Here is a 16646-nt window from a genome sequence, read left to right on the forward strand (position 1 = left end):
TGTAAGAAAGAAACAACGAGTCAATTCATTTGCTCACACTTGGACAAACTCTACCTTACATTTACATATTCATACCTTACAAAACTGTAAGGTTATTGTAAGCTAAAACGATTTGTCAGATTCTTCACCTCTTTTATACTAAATGTAGATACTAAAACGAACGAAAAGGTGATAAATAGATGAAGAAGAAAAATAAAGTGTTAATTACTAGTGTAGTAGCAATCGGTATTGCAGCTGGATCATATTTTGCATTTGCTGGCGGTAGTTCAGAAGTAGCAATGGCATATAGCGGATATAAAGTAACAGAAAAACAAATTGAAAACGCGCAAAAATTTGGCGGTGAAGTCATTCCAAACGGAATCGAAACAATTTCATTTGATCCAACAAAAGGTACGTATGAATTAGCTGTAAAAAAAGGTGATGAAGTAAAAAAAGGGCAACTCCTGTTTAAATATAATGACCCTACTGCGAAACAAGGTGTAACAGAAGCAGAAATGCAAAAGAAAATCGCACAAAAAGAAGTAACATTGTTCCAAAAACAAATTGATGCAGCGAAACAAAAATTACAAAAAGAGAAAAATGCAGGCCTTCCTGCTGAAGCGTTAAAAGCATCAGAAATCGAAGTACAACAATTAGAATCACAAATTGAAATGAAAAAGTTTGAAGTTGAAAAATCTGATGAAATGATTAAAGCAGCAAAAGAGAAAGTAAACACACTTTCTGTAACGAGCCCCACTGATGGCGTAATTGATGATATCGTAAAAACTGCTGATGAAAAAACAGGTATGAGCGGCATTACACTTCGTCATGCTGGTCCATTTAAAGTAAAAGGTCAACTTTCTGAATACGAGCTTGCTAGTATGAAAGTTGGGCAAGAAGTAACTGTTTCCTCAAAAACGGTCGCTGGTAAGACTTGGACAGGAAAAGTAACAGAAATCGGTTCTACACCATTAAAGAGCATGGATGAAAACAAAACTGTTTCTAACTATCAATTCACGGTCACATTAGACAACAGTGAAGAATTACAAAACGGCTTCCATGTATACGTAACAAGTAAATCTGGCGAAGCAACTGGTACAATTGTTCCGAAAAGCAGCATCGTGAAAAAAGGTGACAAAAATGTTGTCTTCGTTGTAAAAGACGGGAAAGCGAAAGAACAAGCGGTTACTGTTGAATTCGAAACTGATAGCGAAGCAAAAGTTGCTGGAGTGAAAAAAGGAGAACAAATTATCTCTAAACCTGAAAAAGACTTAAAAGATGGTATGGAGGTTGTCGTTGAATGATTAACTTAAAAGGCATCACGAAATCTTTCCAAAATGGTGCAGAATCCGTTCAAATATTACACGGCATTGACGTAACACTGAACCAGGGAGAATTCACTTCTATTATGGGACCATCTGGTTCTGGTAAATCAACATTAATGAACATTATCGGTTGCTTAGATAAACCAACGACAGGTGCGTATGAACTAGCTGGTCAAAACATTTCAAACATGTCTGAAACAGAACTTGCGCGCGTTCGTAATAAAGAGATTGGATTCGTATTCCAAAACTTCATGTTATTACCGAGACTTACAGCACTTCAAAATGTAGAGCTACCTCTTATTTACGCTGGAGTTGATAAAAAAGAAAGACGTGAGCGCTCATTAGCCGCTTTAACAAAAGTAGGTTTAGCTGATCGCGCTACTCACCTGCCGAACGAATTATCAGGTGGACAAAAACAGCGTGTCGCTGTTGCACGCGCAATCGTAAATAATCCAAAGTTCATTTTAGCTGATGAACCGACGGGTGCACTTGATACGAAAACGAGTACACAAATTATGGACCTCTTTTACGAATTAAACAAACAAGGCTCAACAATCATTATGATTACCCACGATCGTGAAATTGGGGAAGCTGCAGCACGTCAAATTGTAATTCGTGACGGAAATATCGTCCAAGATTGGAGAGGTTAATTTTGAACACGAGTGAAAATATACGCATGGCCCTTTCCTCTATCTTTGCCCACAAAATGCGCTCTATCTTAACGATGCTAGGAATTATTATCGGTATTAGTGCCATTATTACTATCATTTCAATGGGTGATGGTACAAATGCAAAGTTTAAAGAAGAATTAGGCCAAGGAAAAGATAATGAAATAACCATTTACTACAACAATCCTGATTACGGAACAGATAGTGCAAAAATCACACCTGATATGCTAAACCGTCTTCAAACCGTACCAGGCGTTAAAGATGTGTATCCAGATGTAAGTATGAAAGTAAAAGCATCTGCTGGTTCAAAAGATGTAAATCTTGATTTAAAAGGTGGAACAGGCGCCTTTATGACAGATTCAAAGATAAAATTAGTTCACGGTCGTGAATTAAACGACAGCGAATTAAACCAAGCAATCCCTGCTGTTATATTAAATGAAGAAGCTTTCAACAAATTATTTAGTGGTTGGGAATCAAATCAATACACAGATATAAAAGGAAAGCCGTATAAAATAGTCGGTGTATACGAAACGAAAAACGATTTCGGAATGCCTATGCCTGAAGGTTATACGTCACTTGAAAACGCGCCTGTCATTTCAGGAGTAAATGAGTATGACTCTGTAAGATTAACAATGACCTCTCCGACTGAACGTAAAAGTGTAGAAAAACAAGCCGTTTCTGTTTTAAACGAAATGAAAGCTCCTAAATTTGAGCACAAATTCGAAGCACAAGATTTAGGTGAATTTACGAAGCAATTAGACGAATCAATCGGTATGATGAAAATGGTATTCGGTGGTATTGCTGCTATCTCCTTACTTGTTGGTGGTATCGGCGTAATGAACATTATGCTTGTATCTGTAACAGAACGTACACGTGAGATTGGTATTCGTAAAGCACTTGGTGCAACACGCGGTAAAGTATTAACACAATTCTTAATTGAATCTTGTATTTTAACAGGACTTGGTGGTTTCGTCGGATTCATGCTCGGTATCTTCTTCGCTTGGATCGTCTCCATCTTTGCCGGATGGCCACTCGTTGTCTCAAAAGAACTTGGACTTCTTGCAGTAGGTATCTCCATGTTAATCGGTATTATATTCGGTCTACTACCAGCTAACAAAGCTGCAAAACTTGATCCAATTGAATGTTTACGATATGAATAAACAAAAACGTAGGAATTTACACTCCTACGTTTTTTATTTATCCCGCTTTATTGGGCAATAAGACCCCTACCTCAAAATTCAGCGAAAGCAAAGAAATTAGGTGGGGGGTGAAGAACCCCCCACTGATTAAAGTTTCACTTTATCTATTAAATCGTGTTTCTTCTATTATATATGTTTCACGTTATACATCCCTTTAACTATTTTAAAGTACTAAAGCTATTATAGAATCCTATTATTGCAAAAATAATATGTGAAAGACTAAAATCAAGGCGTAATTTTTTCCATACCTCGACTTATTTTGTAACAATTATAGCGATATTTTATCGATTTTCACCTCATTTATATTTCTCTACAACCAAAATAGTTATTTTTACATAACTACTTTTCTATTCCAACAGCAAAATACGCCATTTTTGTAACGATTAAGAAACGTTTTCGTAACGTTACAGAAACATTATTAACCTATTAGAAATTGAAATACTCCTCTTTTTATGTATCATATGCTCTAACCTCCCCTATTAACTATAAGAAAGCGCTTTTAGGATATTACTGTAATTATTACAGAATATTAATGACCCGTTACGAATGCTTTGTAGTTTTGTGTTTTCCGCAAATAAGAAAATAATGGTTGCTATAATGAGGTCAACGAAAACAAATGCAATGGAGGCTATTATGAAAAAATTTATGGGTATAGCAACAGCAGCGGTTTTTGGTCTTGGGATTTTCACAACATCTGCTAAAGCAGAAACGATTGTAACAACTGACGTACTAAATGTACGAGAAAACCCAACTACTGAATCACAAGTTGTCGGAAAATTATTAGATGGATACAAAGTTAACGTTTTACATACAGAAAACGGATGGTCAAAAGTGAAATTGAACAGCGGTAAAGAAGCTTTCATTAGCGCTGACTATACAAAAGACACTTACTACGTAACAGCAAACGTATTAAACGTACGTGCTGGTGCAAACACTGACTCAGAAATTCTTGGTAAGTTGAAACAAGATGATGTAATCGAAACAACACACCAAGTACAAAATGACTGGATTCAATTTGAATATAACGGAAAAACAGCTTATGTTCATGTTCCTTACTTAACAGGTAAAGCTCCAGTTAAAGTTCAACCAGCAGTTAAAGTAGAAAAAACAACTAAAGCAGTGGAAGCAACTAAAGCTCGTGAAGTAGCTGAAACGCAAGCAAAAGCTAAGGCGGAGGAAGCAACTAAAGCTCGTGAAGCAGCTGAAGCTCAAGCAGCGGCTAAAGCTCAAGAGGCAGCTATAGCTCGTGAAGCAGCTAAGGTTCAAGCAGAAGCTAAAGCTCAGGCAGCAGCGGAAGCCCAAGCAGAAGCTAAGGCTCAAGAAGCAGCTAAAGCTCGTGAAGCAGCTAAAGCTCAAGCAGCAGCTGAAGCTCAAGCAGCGGCTAAAGCTCAAGAGGCAGCTAAAGCTCGTGAAGCAGCTAAGGCTCAAGAAGCAGCTGAAGCTCGTGAAGCTCGTGAAGCAGCTAAAGCTCAAGAAGCAGCCGAAGCTCGTGAAGCGGCTAAAGCTCAAAAACCAGCTACACAACAACCTGTTGCAAAAGAAACTGAAACAAGTGCACCATCATCTTCTCGTGAGTTACAAGTTGTAGCAACAGCTTACACAGCAGATCCACTTGAAAATGGTTATAAAGCAGGCGACCAAGTAAAATCAGCTATGGGTCATAACTTAACAGCTAATCCAAACATGAAACTAATTGCAGTTGATCCAAGTGTCATTCCATTAGGTTCAAAAGTATGGGTTGAAGGTTACGGAGTAGCAATCGCTGGTGATACTGGTGGAGCTATTAAAGGAAATAAAATCGACGTTTTAATGCCTGATAAAGGTACATCAAGTAACTGGGGACGTAAAACAGTTACAGTGAAAGTATTAAACTAGTTCGTACTAAAAAGAGTCAGTCTCATTGTTGAGACTGACTCTTTTTTTATGATTCTTACATTCTTTCTCTTGAAAATAAACAATGTTGTCTCGAAGCCACTTCCTCTCCGACATAAACAAATTCCCTCGTTTTTTATACACTTTATCAAATGTCTTTAAAACTTCTTCACGATCAACAAACTTATGTAAAAAACGAAGAGCGATGACAATCTCCTTCTCTCCCGCCCAAATTAAATCTATCTCTTTGCATTCTATATATGATAAATTACTATTTCAACAGAAAAAAGAGGATGCCATAGCATCCTCTCCTGTCCTTCCCTATTCCACACAAGTAAACTGCGTCCAAGCTCCTACATAATCTAGTAAGAATAACTCCTCTTCTGCAATTGTACCGACAATATTTTTCCGTTCATCTATCGGCATTTCTTTTAGAATAATTTGCAGTTCACCTTTATACTTTCCGAATGAGTTGTTACCAATTACAACTTGCCCTCTTTCCTGTAATACACTCTCGCGCACTGGGAAGTCATAGTCTTTGTACTTTTTACGCACTTCTGTAGAACGTACCATGTATTCTGTTATGTCGCCGCGTCTTACGTGTAATTCTTGCAGCGTGGCTTTCTTCTCTACTTCAGTCGCTTCGTCTACAAAGTGCACCTTTAGCTGTAGCATGTAACGATTTAAGTTTCCTAGTCTCTCTAGCTCTTCTTCACTCGCATAAGCATTTCCGATAATCACATCATCAATAAGCCCTGTTGCCCATAAGTGTTTCGCTTGTACTTCAATCGGTAAGTTACGGTGTTGTTCTAACGTACATAATCCGTCGTTAATATCCCATGGGCCAATGTCAGCTGCATGTGACGTAATAAATGCTGCCGTACGAATACCGTGTTTTTTAAAGCGTTCGCTGCAGCGAATGAAGTAATCATACGGAAGACCAGTGAACTTTTGCGGATAAAAGTTATGACAACCAATTAAAGCTGGCTTATTCGCCTGGTGCGAAAGAATATTTTCTAAGTATGCAATATCATTACTTACGTTTAGTTCAATTTTTAAGCCATACGGATTATTCGTCATTTTTGCTTCTGTTAATCCGTCAAAACCTAAATCTAAACGAATACCATCTGCACCTAACTCTGCAAAGAATGATAGATCGCTATAGCTAATACCAAGTTGATCGAATACCGCCGGAGCTACATCTAAAATAACTTCCATATTATGATCTTTTGCATGATTAATAATTTCTTTAAATTCAACTACAATCTCTTCTTTCGGTTGATTCACAGATAATAGACATGTGAATATTCTTGAAAAACCGTGGCGTGCCGCTGCCGAAATATATGCCATATCTTTTTCTTTCGTTGAATGCTCTGGATAAAGTGAAATTCCTAACTTACGCTCCATGCTTTTGCATCTCCTTCACACGTTGTATTAATGCCATGCTCGTAAATCTATATTTTGCAGATAAACATGTTGCACATAAAATCGTTGGTACAATAATTATGTACGGTGATTGTAACCCTAACATTACATAGGCACCCATTGAACTACCGATAAATAAAATTGATACGAGTAGTAACACTAATAAAGATTTACTTTGTACCCATTTTGAATAATGTGCAATACACTGCCCCGCTACGAATGTAATTAAGATGATAATTGCTCCGAGCATTTTTCTTTCTCCTCTCCTGCTACTTGTTGTTTCTCATACATTTTGAAGAATGGATAGTAAATAACGAATGAGATAACAAAGTTAACAAGTACAAGTACACCAGCCATAATTGTCCAGTCCGTACTAATAATCGCTGCAATTGGTGCTAACATCGTAAATGGCAATTTCGCCATCATCATCGGAATCATACCTGAAACAACTGCGAAATATGATACTGTCGTTGTCACTAACGGTGTAATAACGAATGGAATAATTAAAATTGGATTCATTACAATTGGTGCCCCGAAAATAATCGGTTCATTAATATTGAATAAGCCTGGCACGAATGATAATCTACCTAACTCTTTTAGGAACTTAGATTTAGAGAACATAAACATAATAACTAAAGCTAACGTTGAGCCTGATCCACCAATCCATACGAACCATTGAATAAATTGCTCTGTAAATAAGTTTGGTAATTGATGTGCATTTCCTGTAGCTGTGAATACTTCCATATTTTCAAGAATTGCTGAATCCCACATCGGACGAATGATTGGTCCTAAAATCGCAGGGCCATGTATACCGAATGACCAGAAGAACACGATTAAGAATACTGTTAATAAACCGCCGAATAAATTATTTCCTACTAATACTGATTTTAATGGTGCGATTAAATATGTGATTGTTGTATTTACATCAAATTTTAAACCGTAACGAATACCCCAGAATAAAAGAATAACGACTAAAGTTGGAATTAATGCTGCAAACGAATTTGAAACTGCTGGTGGTACACTATCTGGTAATTTAATCGAGATATTATGCTTAATCATAAAATGATAAATTTCTACTGCAATTAAGGCGGTAACAATTGCTCCGAATAAAGATGTTGCACTTAATGTTCCTACTGAAATGTATCTACCTGCATCAATAACACCTGGTACAGCTTTCGTAATTTGAATTGGTTCAACTGATGCTAGTAAAAAGGCGAGTACAGATAACAACCCTGCACTTAACTGATTGAGCTGATAAAAATTCGCGAGTGAAGCTCCTACCCCAAATGCTGCGTATAACGCCATTAAACCTACTGTAAATCGGAATGGAATATCTAAAATATGGCGAAACGGTGCAATCCACTCCATATATGCATCAATTGGTAAATTTAAAAAGATAACGAAAAATGATCCGACAATCGTTAACGGCAATGTAGAAATAACCCCGTTTCGAATTGCTAATAAATGTCGTTGTCCTGCAATCTTTTGCGTTGTTGGCATAATCTTTTGTTCCATAAAACTCATAAAACCATTCATCAATACCCCTCCTCTTTCTCTTTACTACGAAAGAATGAAATAAAGTTATAACATTATAATGTTTATATTTAAAAAATATAATTATGCTAAAACTAATTGTTCTGCTTGTTTCAATACTTTCAAACCGTCACACATGCCATAATCTCGTTGCTCTATAATTGCAACCGGTATATCGTATGAGTTCGCAAGAAACTGTACAGCTGGAAACAAATACTTCACCTGTGGTCCGATTAAAACTACATCAGCATGTTTTATCTCCAGTTTCACAAGTTCTGAATCAACTGCTTTAATTTTATAATCCTTCCCTTGTTTCTTTGCCTCTTCTTGCATTTTCCTTACAACCATGCTCGTTGACATGCCTGCTGCACAACATAATAAAATGTACATCTTATACTGTCACTTTCTCTTCTACTCGTTTATGAAGAGTGATAAATTCTTCAGCAAGTTCTTTCACTGTAATTGCATTCATTAAATGATCTTGTGCATGCACTAACAGTAAACTGATTTCTGCATGATTTCCTCTTGCTTCTTCTTGAATTAAGTCTGTTTGAATGCGATGAGCTGCTGAAATTTCTTCACTAGCAAGTGTCATCTTTTCACTCGCATTCTCAAAATCTCCTTGTCTTGCAAAAGCGATTGCTTCCAGTGACGCGCTTCTCGCGTTGCCGCCATGTAAAATTAACGCAAATGGAGTTTGCATATCAGTCATTTTAAATTCCCCCAAGCTATCTTTTTTCTATATTGTTATCTTATTATGAAAACGCATACAATTAAACATAAAAAACTTCCGTTGTGTAACGGAAGTTTTTACATACTTTTCTTATAACGATAATAATATCTCTTGAAAGTCTTCAATTACTTTAGCCTGAGCTAATTTCTCTATCGTATTTTGACTAGACATAACATCATATAAAAAATCATACAGCTTTTGTAAATCTTCATTATTATTACGCTTTACACTAAATAAAATAATAACTTGTACTTTCTTATCTCCCCAGTCAACCGCTTTATCAAGTGTACAAAACATCAAAAATGTTTTCTCACTTAATAACTGCATTGGATGGGGAATCGCAACTAAATTTCCAACTGCTGTAGGAGATGTATTCTCTCTTTCCATAACAGAATCATAAAAGTGTTCTGGTACATAGTTTTTTTCAGCAGCTTTCTCACATAAAAATTGGATAACCTCTTCTTTCGTAGAAGCGCTATGATTTAAAAAGATTAAATCTTCCTTTATATACTGCTGTACACTAGTATTCACATGCGTAAACAACTGCTGACCGATTGACTTAATCTCTTTATCATCAAATATTGAGTTCACTTTTATAACTGGAACAGGCAAGCCACTTGGTATATGAATCGTACTAATAATACAATCTATTTTATCTTTATAAATGTCTTCAACTTTCAACTGATAATAACCTGTAATTCCCACAATCTCTAATTTATCTCGGAACTGTGATAGAATTTTATATTTCAATAGCTGGGCGCTTCCTTGACCAGTCGCACAAACTAATAAACATCTTTTCTTTTGATTCTCTTCCTGTAAACGGCTCATCGCTCCGCCGAAGTGAATCGCAATATAACCAATTTCACTTTCCGGAATCGATTCTCCCGTATATTCACCAATTATATCTCCAACGAGAACCGCAATTTCAAAAGCATACGGATAATTCTTTTTCACTTCTGCCAAAAGAGGATTTCTCGTATTTAACTTATACTTCAAACGATTTAATAACGTTTTTAAATGAACACCAAAACCAAATAATAATTCTTCATCATAATAAAAAATAAGATTCCGTTCTTCCGCTACTTTAAAAAGAATATGTTGCATGAATGCATATAAATCTTTCCCTAATAGTTCTTCCACATTTTCATAACGATCTTTTGCTGTGACAGCAGTACTTAATAAATGCATTGTTACATATAAAACTTCTTCTTCTGGAAATGAAAGATGTAACGCTTTCTCTAAATCTCCTAAAATCTCTTTCGCAATTGTATATTCTTTCTTTATGATAAGCTCAGCTTGCTCTTTATTTAGCCCTTTCATAAAATGTTGATCTTCACAACGCTTTAATGCGATTGCAATATGAATGACTAAATTATCAATTTCTATATCTGATAAATATATCGTCCCTCCCTCGATATACTTTAATATAACCGAACGGATAAGCGGTATATGAGGTAACGATACATATGTATCACTCTGCTCAAATTGCTCATGAAACGGAGTATGGTCATAACGCGGTAAACCATATTGTGATAAACAAGAACGAATATTGAACTCTTCTCCCACAATACGTATACCATAATACGGCCTCTTTTCAATTTGTAATTGATAACGACCACATATATCTGTAACATCTTTCATAATTAAATTTACAGTCGATTTACTCACATAAATCTCCTCTGCTAACTGTGAAAGCTTCACATATCCCTCTGTCGTTAAAATACGTTGCAGAATGTACGCTATCCTTTCTTCATAAGAAGTTGGGATTTTTTCTGTCTGTTTTTGAAATAGACTCACGCAAAACTCTTCAAACTTCTTCGTTTGTATAATTTCTAGTTCGTATCCAGTCCCTCTTTGCGATTCAATTTTCGCTCCGTTTTCTTCCAATATATCATTTAATAATTTTATATCTTTTTGAATCGTCTTCGTTGATACATGTAAACGGCTCGCTAAAAAAGCTCGATTTAACATCGATTTCTCTTCTAAAAACTCCTCTAAAATAGAAACTAATCGCTGATGCACCTTTGTCATAGCTCTTCCTCTCGCAATTTATATATAAAAAGGAAAAAGCTGCTGAAGTCAGTAGTTTTTTCCTTTTTTATTTAATCTATTTCTTTAATGTAAACCCGAATTTATCCCATGCTTGTAAATAATCTAATAAGAAAATTTCTTCTTCCACAATTCGGCCAACTACATTTGTTTTTCCTGTATTCATCATATCTTTTAAAGCAATTTGCAATTCACCTTTATATTGACCATACTGTTCATTATCAATTAAAAGATCACCGCGTTTAATTTCACGTGTATTATGCGGTTTGAACTCTTCTTTCTTATATTTCACACGACTTTGTGTTGAGCGAATCATATATTCAGATACATCTCCGCGGTAAAAATGAGGTTCGTCTAATACAATAATTTTTTCTAGTTCTGTTGTCGTATCATATAACCCTATATCAAATGTTTGTTTCTCTTTATTTAATGCACCTAGTGCTTGTAATTCTTCTTCTGACGCATACGCGTTTGCAATAATAACATCATCAATTAATTCTGTCGCAAATAAATGCTTCGCCTGTGTTGTCATCGGTAATTCACGATGCTGCTCTAACGTACATAATCCTTCTGTTACTGGCCAAGGTCCGTATGTTGCATCAAATGATGAAATAAAAGCAGCCGTTCTCATACCGTAATCTTTAAATTGTTTCGAGCATTTAATGAAATGATCGTATGATAACCCTGAATAACGATGCGGATAAAAATTATGGCAACCAATTAAATTTTCACGATTTGGTCTATGGCTCATAATGTTATCTACATATTTCGTACCGTTACTCATATTAATTTCAATTTTTAAGCCGTATGGATTGTAAGTCATAATCGATTCTTCTAATCCTGAGAAACCGACATCTAAACGAATGCCGTACGCTCCTAGCTCATGGAAGAACGATAAATCATTATATGAAATACCTAATTGTGTAAAGACAGACGGACTAATATCAACTAATACTTGGAACCCTAATGCATTTGCATGCGAAATCGTTTCTTTAAACTCTTCTATAATTTTCTCTTTTTCTCCATCTACAGACAATAAGCATGTGAATACACGATTAAATCCGTATTTACTTGCTAATGTTAAATATTCCTTATCTTTCCCTACTGTTGAATGTTCTGGATAAATAGAAATACCTAATCGTCTCATATGTACACGCCTCTTTCTTCATTGTTTTGTAAACCTTTTCAAATATATGTAGTGAAAAAGTATATATCCCCTTCTCATTCACTACTTTTTGAATCCGCTTTCTTTAAAGAAAAATCAATTTCTATCATTCATAACAACTACAAGTCTATACATCTATACTTTACATCTTTTTTTCATAGTTGTGTAGCTTTTACACAAATTTGTCGGTTTTTTCACCGCAAAAATTGTTATACGTTTTCAAGGCACCTTCCTTGACTGTTACATTGACCAATACATATACTCGAAAGAAAAGAGATAAAGTGAAACTTTAATCAGTAAGGGGGGTGTTCATCCCCCCACTGATTATTAGTTGAACCAATCGGGCATTTACGGGCAGCCCCACTCCCACCTAACTTCTTTGCTCCAGCCGGATTTTGAAGTGGGAGTTTTACTGCCCGCAAATAGCGGGAAAATTTTATATAGGGGATGAATATATGGGAGAGGCAATACTCGTAAAACGAGAACCGTTATGGACGAAAGAGTTTGTTGCGCTAATTCTAGCAAACTTATGTATGTTTTTAGGATTTCAAATGTTAATTCCTACGTTACCTGTTTATGTGAAAGAAATTGGCGGCACAAGTTCCAATATCGGATTTGTTGTCGGTATGTTTACCGTGGCGGCACTTTTTGTTAGACCGCTAACTGGAAATGCCTTGCAAAAGTTCAGCAAAAAAATTATTTTAATGATCGGTACTGCTATTTGTTTACTCGCTATGGGCAGTTATCTTTTCGCTTCAACCATCTTCCTATTGCTTGCCGTTCGAATTTTACACGGAGCTGGTTTTGGTATTACAACGACTACATACGGAACTGTCGTTTCAGATTTAATTCCGCAAGCTCGCCGCGGTGAAGGTATGGGATATTTCGGTCTTTCTGGAACAATTGCAATGGCGCTCGGTCCACTTATCGGACTTTGGCTTATGCAAACATATAACTTCACGATTCTTTTTTTATGTGCACTTTCCTGTACAATTGTTTCATTAATATTAACGAAACTACTTCAAATCAAAAAATCGCCACAACCACCGCAACAAACATCTGGTACCTTTCTCGATGGATTTATTGAGCGTAAAGCTTTACTTCCTTCATTATTAATATTATGTATTACATTAATGTACGGAGGAATCGGGAGCTTTATTACATTATTTGCTACGGAAGTCGGCATTGTTGATATAAGCCTCTTCTTCTTATTTAATGCACTTGCAATCGCTGTCACTCGCCCGTTTTCTGGAAAGTTATATGATGCGAAAGGTCATGCATACGTTATTATTCCAGGAGTTATTATTACGTTTACAGGCATTATTTTATTGTCGTATACCACTACCATTCCGAGTTTAATTATCGCAGCGGCATGCTACGGAAGTGGTTTTGGAGCGATTCAACCTGCACTACAAGCATGGATGATCGACAGAGTAGCACCGCACCGACGAGGAGTCGCAACAGCTACATTCTTCTCAGCATTTGACCTAGGAATTGGTGCTGGCGCAATTATATTTGGATTCATTGCACATTTTACGAACTACGCAACTGTATATCGCTATTCCTCTCTATTACTTATTGCTTTCCTGTTCATTTACATCACAAGTATAAGAAAGCAAAAGCATGGCAATAAAAACAGAGAAAAAGCTGCTGGATAATTTCAGTGGCTTTTTTTATCGTATTTTTGCTGTTATAAAACTACATGCATTTTCCTACATATTTTTTTAACTTTCATCAAAAAATATACGATGAACTCGCAGACGCTTTCTTTGATATTTAACTGAAAAATACTATTCTAAAAAGTGTGATTCCTTTACAAAATTAAGATTTATATAAGCTAAAAACCAATAAAATACAGCTGTTTCTTTAAGTAATTGTAAACTTTTTATCTCTTTGTAAAGTTAGTGTAAATTTTACTAACAAACCGTTTACAGTGCCTCAAGGTTCAGTTAATAATTACATCGTACATGAAATTTAAGGAGTGGAATGCGTGGAATATAATGTTCAAGATATGATCTTCCAGTTCATTGGTGGATTAGGTATTTTCTTATTCGGGATTAAATACATGGGCGATGGACTGCAACAAGCAGCTGGAGATCGTCTTCGCGATATTTTAGATCGCTTTACAACAAACCCACTTATGGGTGTACTAGCAGGTATGTTAGTTACTGTATTAATCCAATCAAGTTCAGGAACAACCGCTTTAACAGTCGGACTTGTAAGTGCCGGATTTATGACATTAAGACAAGCAATCGGTGTTATTATGGGTGCGAACATCGGAACGACAGTTACTGCTTTTATTATCGGAATTAAAATCGGAGAATATGCTCTCCCAGTTATGGCAGTTGGAGCTATTTTACTATTCTTCTTTAAAAATAAAAAAGTACATTCTGTAGGTCAAGTTGTATTCGGTTTTGGTATGTTATTCTTCGGTTTAGAATTAATGAGCGCAGGTATGAAACCTCTTCGTTCTTTAGAGTCATTCCAAGAGTTAATGGTTAGCATGAGTGACAATCCAATTTTAGGAATTATTGTCGGTACAGTGTTCACTTTAATTGTACAAAGCTCAAGCGCAACAATCGGTATTTTACAAGAACTATTCGGTCAAGGTGCAATCGATTTACAAGCTTCTCTTCCTGTATTGTTCGGTGATAACATCGGTACAACAATTACAGCAGTATTAGCAGCAATCGGTACTTCAATTGCCGCAAGACGTGCAGCATTAGTTCACGTTATCTTTAATATTATCGGTACCATTATCTTTACAATTTTATTAGTACCATTTACAAGTTTAATCCAGTATTTCCAAACGTCATTAAACTTAAATCCAGAAATGACAATTGCATTTGCACACGGAACATTTAACGTAACGAATACAATTATTCAGTTCCCATTCATTGCAGTATTAGCATGGATTGTAACAAAAATCATTCGTGGTGAAGATTCATCTATTAACTTCAAACCGCAACATTTAAATCCAATCTTTATTGAGCAATCTCCAGCTATCGCTTTAACTGAAGCTCAAAAAGAGGTTGTGCGTATGGCTGAATTTTCATTACACGGCTTAAAAGAAGCGAATCAATATTTAAATACACAAGACAAAAAGCATGAAAACATGGCTACTCAATTAGAAGGAGCTATTAACAATTTAGATAAAAAAATTACCGAGTATTTAGTTTTACTATCAGAAAAGCCACTTTCACCTTCAGACTCTGAAAAACATTCCGTTTTAGCTGGTGTTGTTGGGGATATTGAACGTGTCGGTGATCATGTAGAAAACCTTGTAGAACTTGTAGATTTCCAAATTTCAAATCGCGTTTCACTATCAGATGAAGCACTAGCTGAACTAAATGAAATGCTTGAATTAACGATTTCAACATTACAAGACGCAGTTGAAGCTTTAACAAACTTCGATACTGAACTAGCACAAACGGTTATTGCAAAAGAACGTAAAATTGACCAAATGGAACGTGTTCTTCGTAAACGTCACGTACTACGTCTGAACGAACGTAGCTGTTCAGGTGATGCAAGTATCATCTTTGTTGATATGGTAAGTAACTTAGAGCGTATCGGTGATCACGCTGTAAATATTGCCGATGGTGTTTTAGGTGAACAAGGTAAAATCAATTTAAAACAATCATTATAATAAGAAAGAGACGCTAATGTAAGCGTCTCTTTTTTCATTTCATATTTACAACCGTTCTTCCTTTTAACTTTCCTTGCAATATAAGTGTAAACTTCTCATCTAACTCTTCTAATGTACATTCTTCTGTATACGATATTAGCTCTTCATTTTCCCATTCACTTGCTAAGAGCGTCCACACATCTCTTCTTACATCCAATGGGCATTGCACAGAATCTATCCCTAACAGACTTATACCACGCAAAATAAACGGATATACCGTTGTTTTTAATTCCTGGCCTGCCACATTACCACATGTCGTTACACAACCACCATACTTCACCATTTTTAAAGCGGTTTCTAGCATATGTCCACCTACAGTATCGATAACCCCGGCGTATATCCCTTGTAACATTGGTCTTCCTGATTCATCATTCAACTCCGTACGATGAATCACTTTTTTCGCTCCTAGACGTAGTAGCATCTCTTCCTCTTCCATTTTCCCTGTCGCTCCTACTACGTTAAATCCTAACTTACTTAAAATACTAACAGCTACACTCCCTACGCCGCCTGTGGCACCCGTTACTAAAATATCTCCCATACTAGGCGTTATCCCTGCTCCAATAAGCTTATATACTGATAGAGCAGCTGTAAAACCTGCTGTTCCGTATATCATACTTTCCTTTAATGACATTCCCTCTGGTAAAGGGATAATCCAAGATGCTGGCACACGAATATATTCTCCGAAACCACCAGAAGTATTCATACCTAAATCATAACCCGTTACAATGACTTGATCGCCTACTTTAATAGTTTCACTTTTACTACTCACAACTGCTCCTGCTGCATCAATTCCTGGCGTATGAGGATATGTTCTCGTTACACCTTTATTACCAGTAGCTGAAAGTGCATCTTTATAATTTAATGAAGAATAATGAACCTGTATGAATACGTCCCCCTCAGGTAAACTACTTACTTCTCTCTCTACAACGTTTCTTACAAACTGCTTACTTTCTGTTTCGTTCACAACGATTGCTCGGAATGATGTATGATTCATTATGCTCTCTCCTTTATCC

14 protein-coding genes and 1 pseudogene are annotated in these 16646 nt (G+C 36.1%); 6 read left to right on the forward strand and 9 right to left on the reverse strand.

Features of this window, described 5'->3' with window-relative positions:
* The first annotated feature begins 179 nt into the window (after nucleotides 1-179).
* From MR115_RS19790 to entC, 4 genes are all read left to right on the forward strand, one after another.
* Entirely contained in the window at nucleotides 180-1283 is a 1104-nt protein-coding gene (locus MR115_RS19790) for an efflux RND transporter periplasmic adaptor subunit (protein ID WP_097863289.1), read from the forward strand.
* Nucleotides 1280-1954: an ABC transporter ATP-binding protein gene (locus MR115_RS19795; protein WP_000609098.1), complete on the forward strand. Its 675-nt coding sequence runs from the start codon at nucleotides 1280-1282 to the stop codon at nucleotides 1952-1954. Before MR115_RS19790 ends, MR115_RS19795 begins: the two co-directional genes overlap by 4 nt.
* A 26-nt stretch (nucleotides 1955-1980) precedes the next feature.
* A complete protein-coding gene (locus MR115_RS19800; RefSeq protein ID WP_472926390.1) occupies nucleotides 1981-3132 on the forward strand; it encodes an ABC transporter permease in 1152 nt (383 codons plus the stop codon).
* Between the two features lie 585 nt (nucleotides 3133-3717).
* Nucleotides 3718-5046: a cell wall-binding protein EntC gene (entC, locus tag MR115_RS19805; protein WP_242242483.1), complete on the forward strand. Its 1329-nt coding sequence runs from the start codon at nucleotides 3718-3720 to the stop codon at nucleotides 5044-5046.
* A 6-nt stretch (nucleotides 5047-5052) separates the two neighbouring features.
* On the opposite strand, the pseudogene MR115_RS19810 reads toward entC, so the two are convergent.
* From MR115_RS19810 to MR115_RS19845, 8 genes and pseudogenes are all read right to left on the reverse strand, one after another.
* Nucleotides 5053-5265 (reverse strand): annotated as a pseudogene (locus MR115_RS19810) (hypothetical protein); the annotation flags it as partial.
* Between the two features lie 99 nt (nucleotides 5266-5364).
* Entirely contained in the window at nucleotides 5365-6450 is a 1086-nt protein-coding gene (locus MR115_RS19815) for a DUF871 domain-containing protein (RefSeq protein WP_242242484.1), read from the reverse strand.
* Entirely contained in the window at nucleotides 6440-6718 is a 279-nt protein-coding gene (locus MR115_RS19820; RefSeq protein WP_242242485.1) for a hypothetical protein, read from the reverse strand. The genes MR115_RS19815 and MR115_RS19820 overlap by 11 nt, the downstream gene beginning before the upstream one ends.
* Complete coding sequence (locus MR115_RS19825) at nucleotides 6694-8004, reverse strand: PTS sugar transporter subunit IIC (protein ID WP_061680154.1); 1311 nt, start codon at nucleotides 8002-8004, stop codon at nucleotides 6694-6696. The genes MR115_RS19820 and MR115_RS19825 overlap by 25 nt, the downstream gene beginning before the upstream one ends.
* An 81-nt stretch (nucleotides 8005-8085) precedes the next feature.
* Complete coding sequence (locus MR115_RS19830; RefSeq protein WP_242242487.1) at nucleotides 8086-8391, reverse strand: PTS sugar transporter subunit IIB; 306 nt, start codon at nucleotides 8389-8391, stop codon at nucleotides 8086-8088.
* Nucleotide 8392: 1 nt separating this feature from the next.
* Nucleotides 8393-8713, reverse strand: a complete 321-nt coding sequence (locus MR115_RS19835) for a PTS lactose/cellobiose transporter subunit IIA (protein ID WP_000131338.1) — start codon at nucleotides 8711-8713, stop codon at nucleotides 8393-8395.
* A gap of 111 nt (nucleotides 8714-8824) precedes the next feature.
* Complete coding sequence (locus MR115_RS19840; protein ID WP_242242489.1) at nucleotides 8825-10765, reverse strand: BglG family transcription antiterminator; 1941 nt, start codon at nucleotides 10763-10765, stop codon at nucleotides 8825-8827.
* 76 nt (nucleotides 10766-10841) lie between these two features.
* Complete coding sequence (locus MR115_RS19845) at nucleotides 10842-11930, reverse strand: DUF871 domain-containing protein (protein ID WP_242242491.1); 1089 nt, start codon at nucleotides 11928-11930, stop codon at nucleotides 10842-10844.
* A 473-nt stretch (nucleotides 11931-12403) separates the two neighbouring features.
* Here MR115_RS19845 and MR115_RS19850 point away from each other — a divergent pair, with 473 nt between their 5' ends.
* Nucleotides 12404-13606 (forward strand): MFS transporter, encoded by a 1203-nt coding sequence (locus MR115_RS19850; protein ID WP_242242493.1) that lies wholly within the window; start codon nucleotides 12404-12406, stop codon nucleotides 13604-13606.
* Nucleotides 13607-13938: 332 nt separating this feature from the next.
* Nucleotides 13939-15594 carry a Na/Pi cotransporter family protein gene (locus MR115_RS19855; RefSeq protein ID WP_000456277.1) on the forward strand — a complete coding sequence of 552 codons (1656 nt, stop codon included), beginning with the start codon at nucleotides 13939-13941 and terminating at the stop codon, nucleotides 15592-15594.
* A 34-nt stretch (nucleotides 15595-15628) separates the two neighbouring features.
* Here the strand turns inward: MR115_RS19855 and MR115_RS19860 are convergent, their stop codons facing one another.
* Nucleotides 15629-16627, reverse strand: coding sequence for a YhdH/YhfP family quinone oxidoreductase (locus MR115_RS19860; RefSeq protein WP_242242495.1), 999 nt, complete (start codon nucleotides 16625-16627; stop codon nucleotides 15629-15631).
* Between the last annotated feature and the right edge of the window lie 19 nt (nucleotides 16628-16646).

The organism is Bacillus cereus group sp. BfR-BA-01309, assembly GCF_022664315.1.
Classification (GTDB): Bacteria; Bacillota; Bacilli; order Bacillales; family Bacillaceae_G; genus Bacillus_A; species Bacillus_A mobilis.

Excerpts from the sequence above, each read along its gene's own strand:
- MR115_RS19790 (WP_097863289.1), top strand. The coding sequence starts at position 180 with ATGAAGAAGAAAAATAAAGTGTTAATTACTAGTGTAGTAGCAATCGGT.
- MR115_RS19820 (WP_242242485.1), bottom strand. The coding sequence starts at position 6,718 with ATGCTCGGAGCAATTATCATCTTAATTACATTCGTAGCGGGGCAGTGT.
- MR115_RS19850 (WP_242242493.1), top strand. The coding sequence starts at position 12,404 with ATGGGAGAGGCAATACTCGTAAAACGAGAACCGTTATGGACGAAAGAG.
- MR115_RS19800 (WP_472926390.1), top strand. The coding sequence starts at position 1,981 with ATGGCCCTTTCCTCTATCTTTGCCCACAAAATGCGCTCTATCTTAACG.
- MR115_RS19840 (WP_242242489.1), bottom strand. The coding sequence starts at position 10,765 with ATGACAAAGGTGCATCAGCGATTAGTTTCTATTTTAGAGGAGTTTTTA.
- MR115_RS19815 (WP_242242484.1), bottom strand. The coding sequence starts at position 6,450 with ATGGAGCGTAAGTTAGGAATTTCACTTTATCCAGAGCATTCAACGAAA.
- MR115_RS19825 (WP_061680154.1), bottom strand. The coding sequence starts at position 8,004 with ATGAATGGTTTTATGAGTTTTATGGAACAAAAGATTATGCCAACAACG.
- MR115_RS19835 (WP_000131338.1), bottom strand. The coding sequence starts at position 8,713 with ATGACTGATATGCAAACTCCATTTGCGTTAATTTTACATGGCGGCAAC.
- MR115_RS19795 (WP_000609098.1), top strand. The coding sequence starts at position 1,280 with ATGATTAACTTAAAAGGCATCACGAAATCTTTCCAAAATGGTGCAGAA.
- MR115_RS19860 (WP_242242495.1), bottom strand. The coding sequence starts at position 16,627 with ATGAATCATACATCATTCCGAGCAATCGTTGTGAACGAAACAGAAAGT.
- entC (WP_242242483.1), top strand. The coding sequence starts at position 3,718 with ATGCTTTGTAGTTTTGTGTTTTCCGCAAATAAGAAAATAATGGTTGCT.
- MR115_RS19845 (WP_242242491.1), bottom strand. The coding sequence starts at position 11,930 with ATGAGACGATTAGGTATTTCTATTTATCCAGAACATTCAACAGTAGGG.
- MR115_RS19830 (WP_242242487.1), bottom strand. The coding sequence starts at position 8,391 with ATGTACATTTTATTATGTTGTGCAGCAGGCATGTCAACGAGCATGGTT.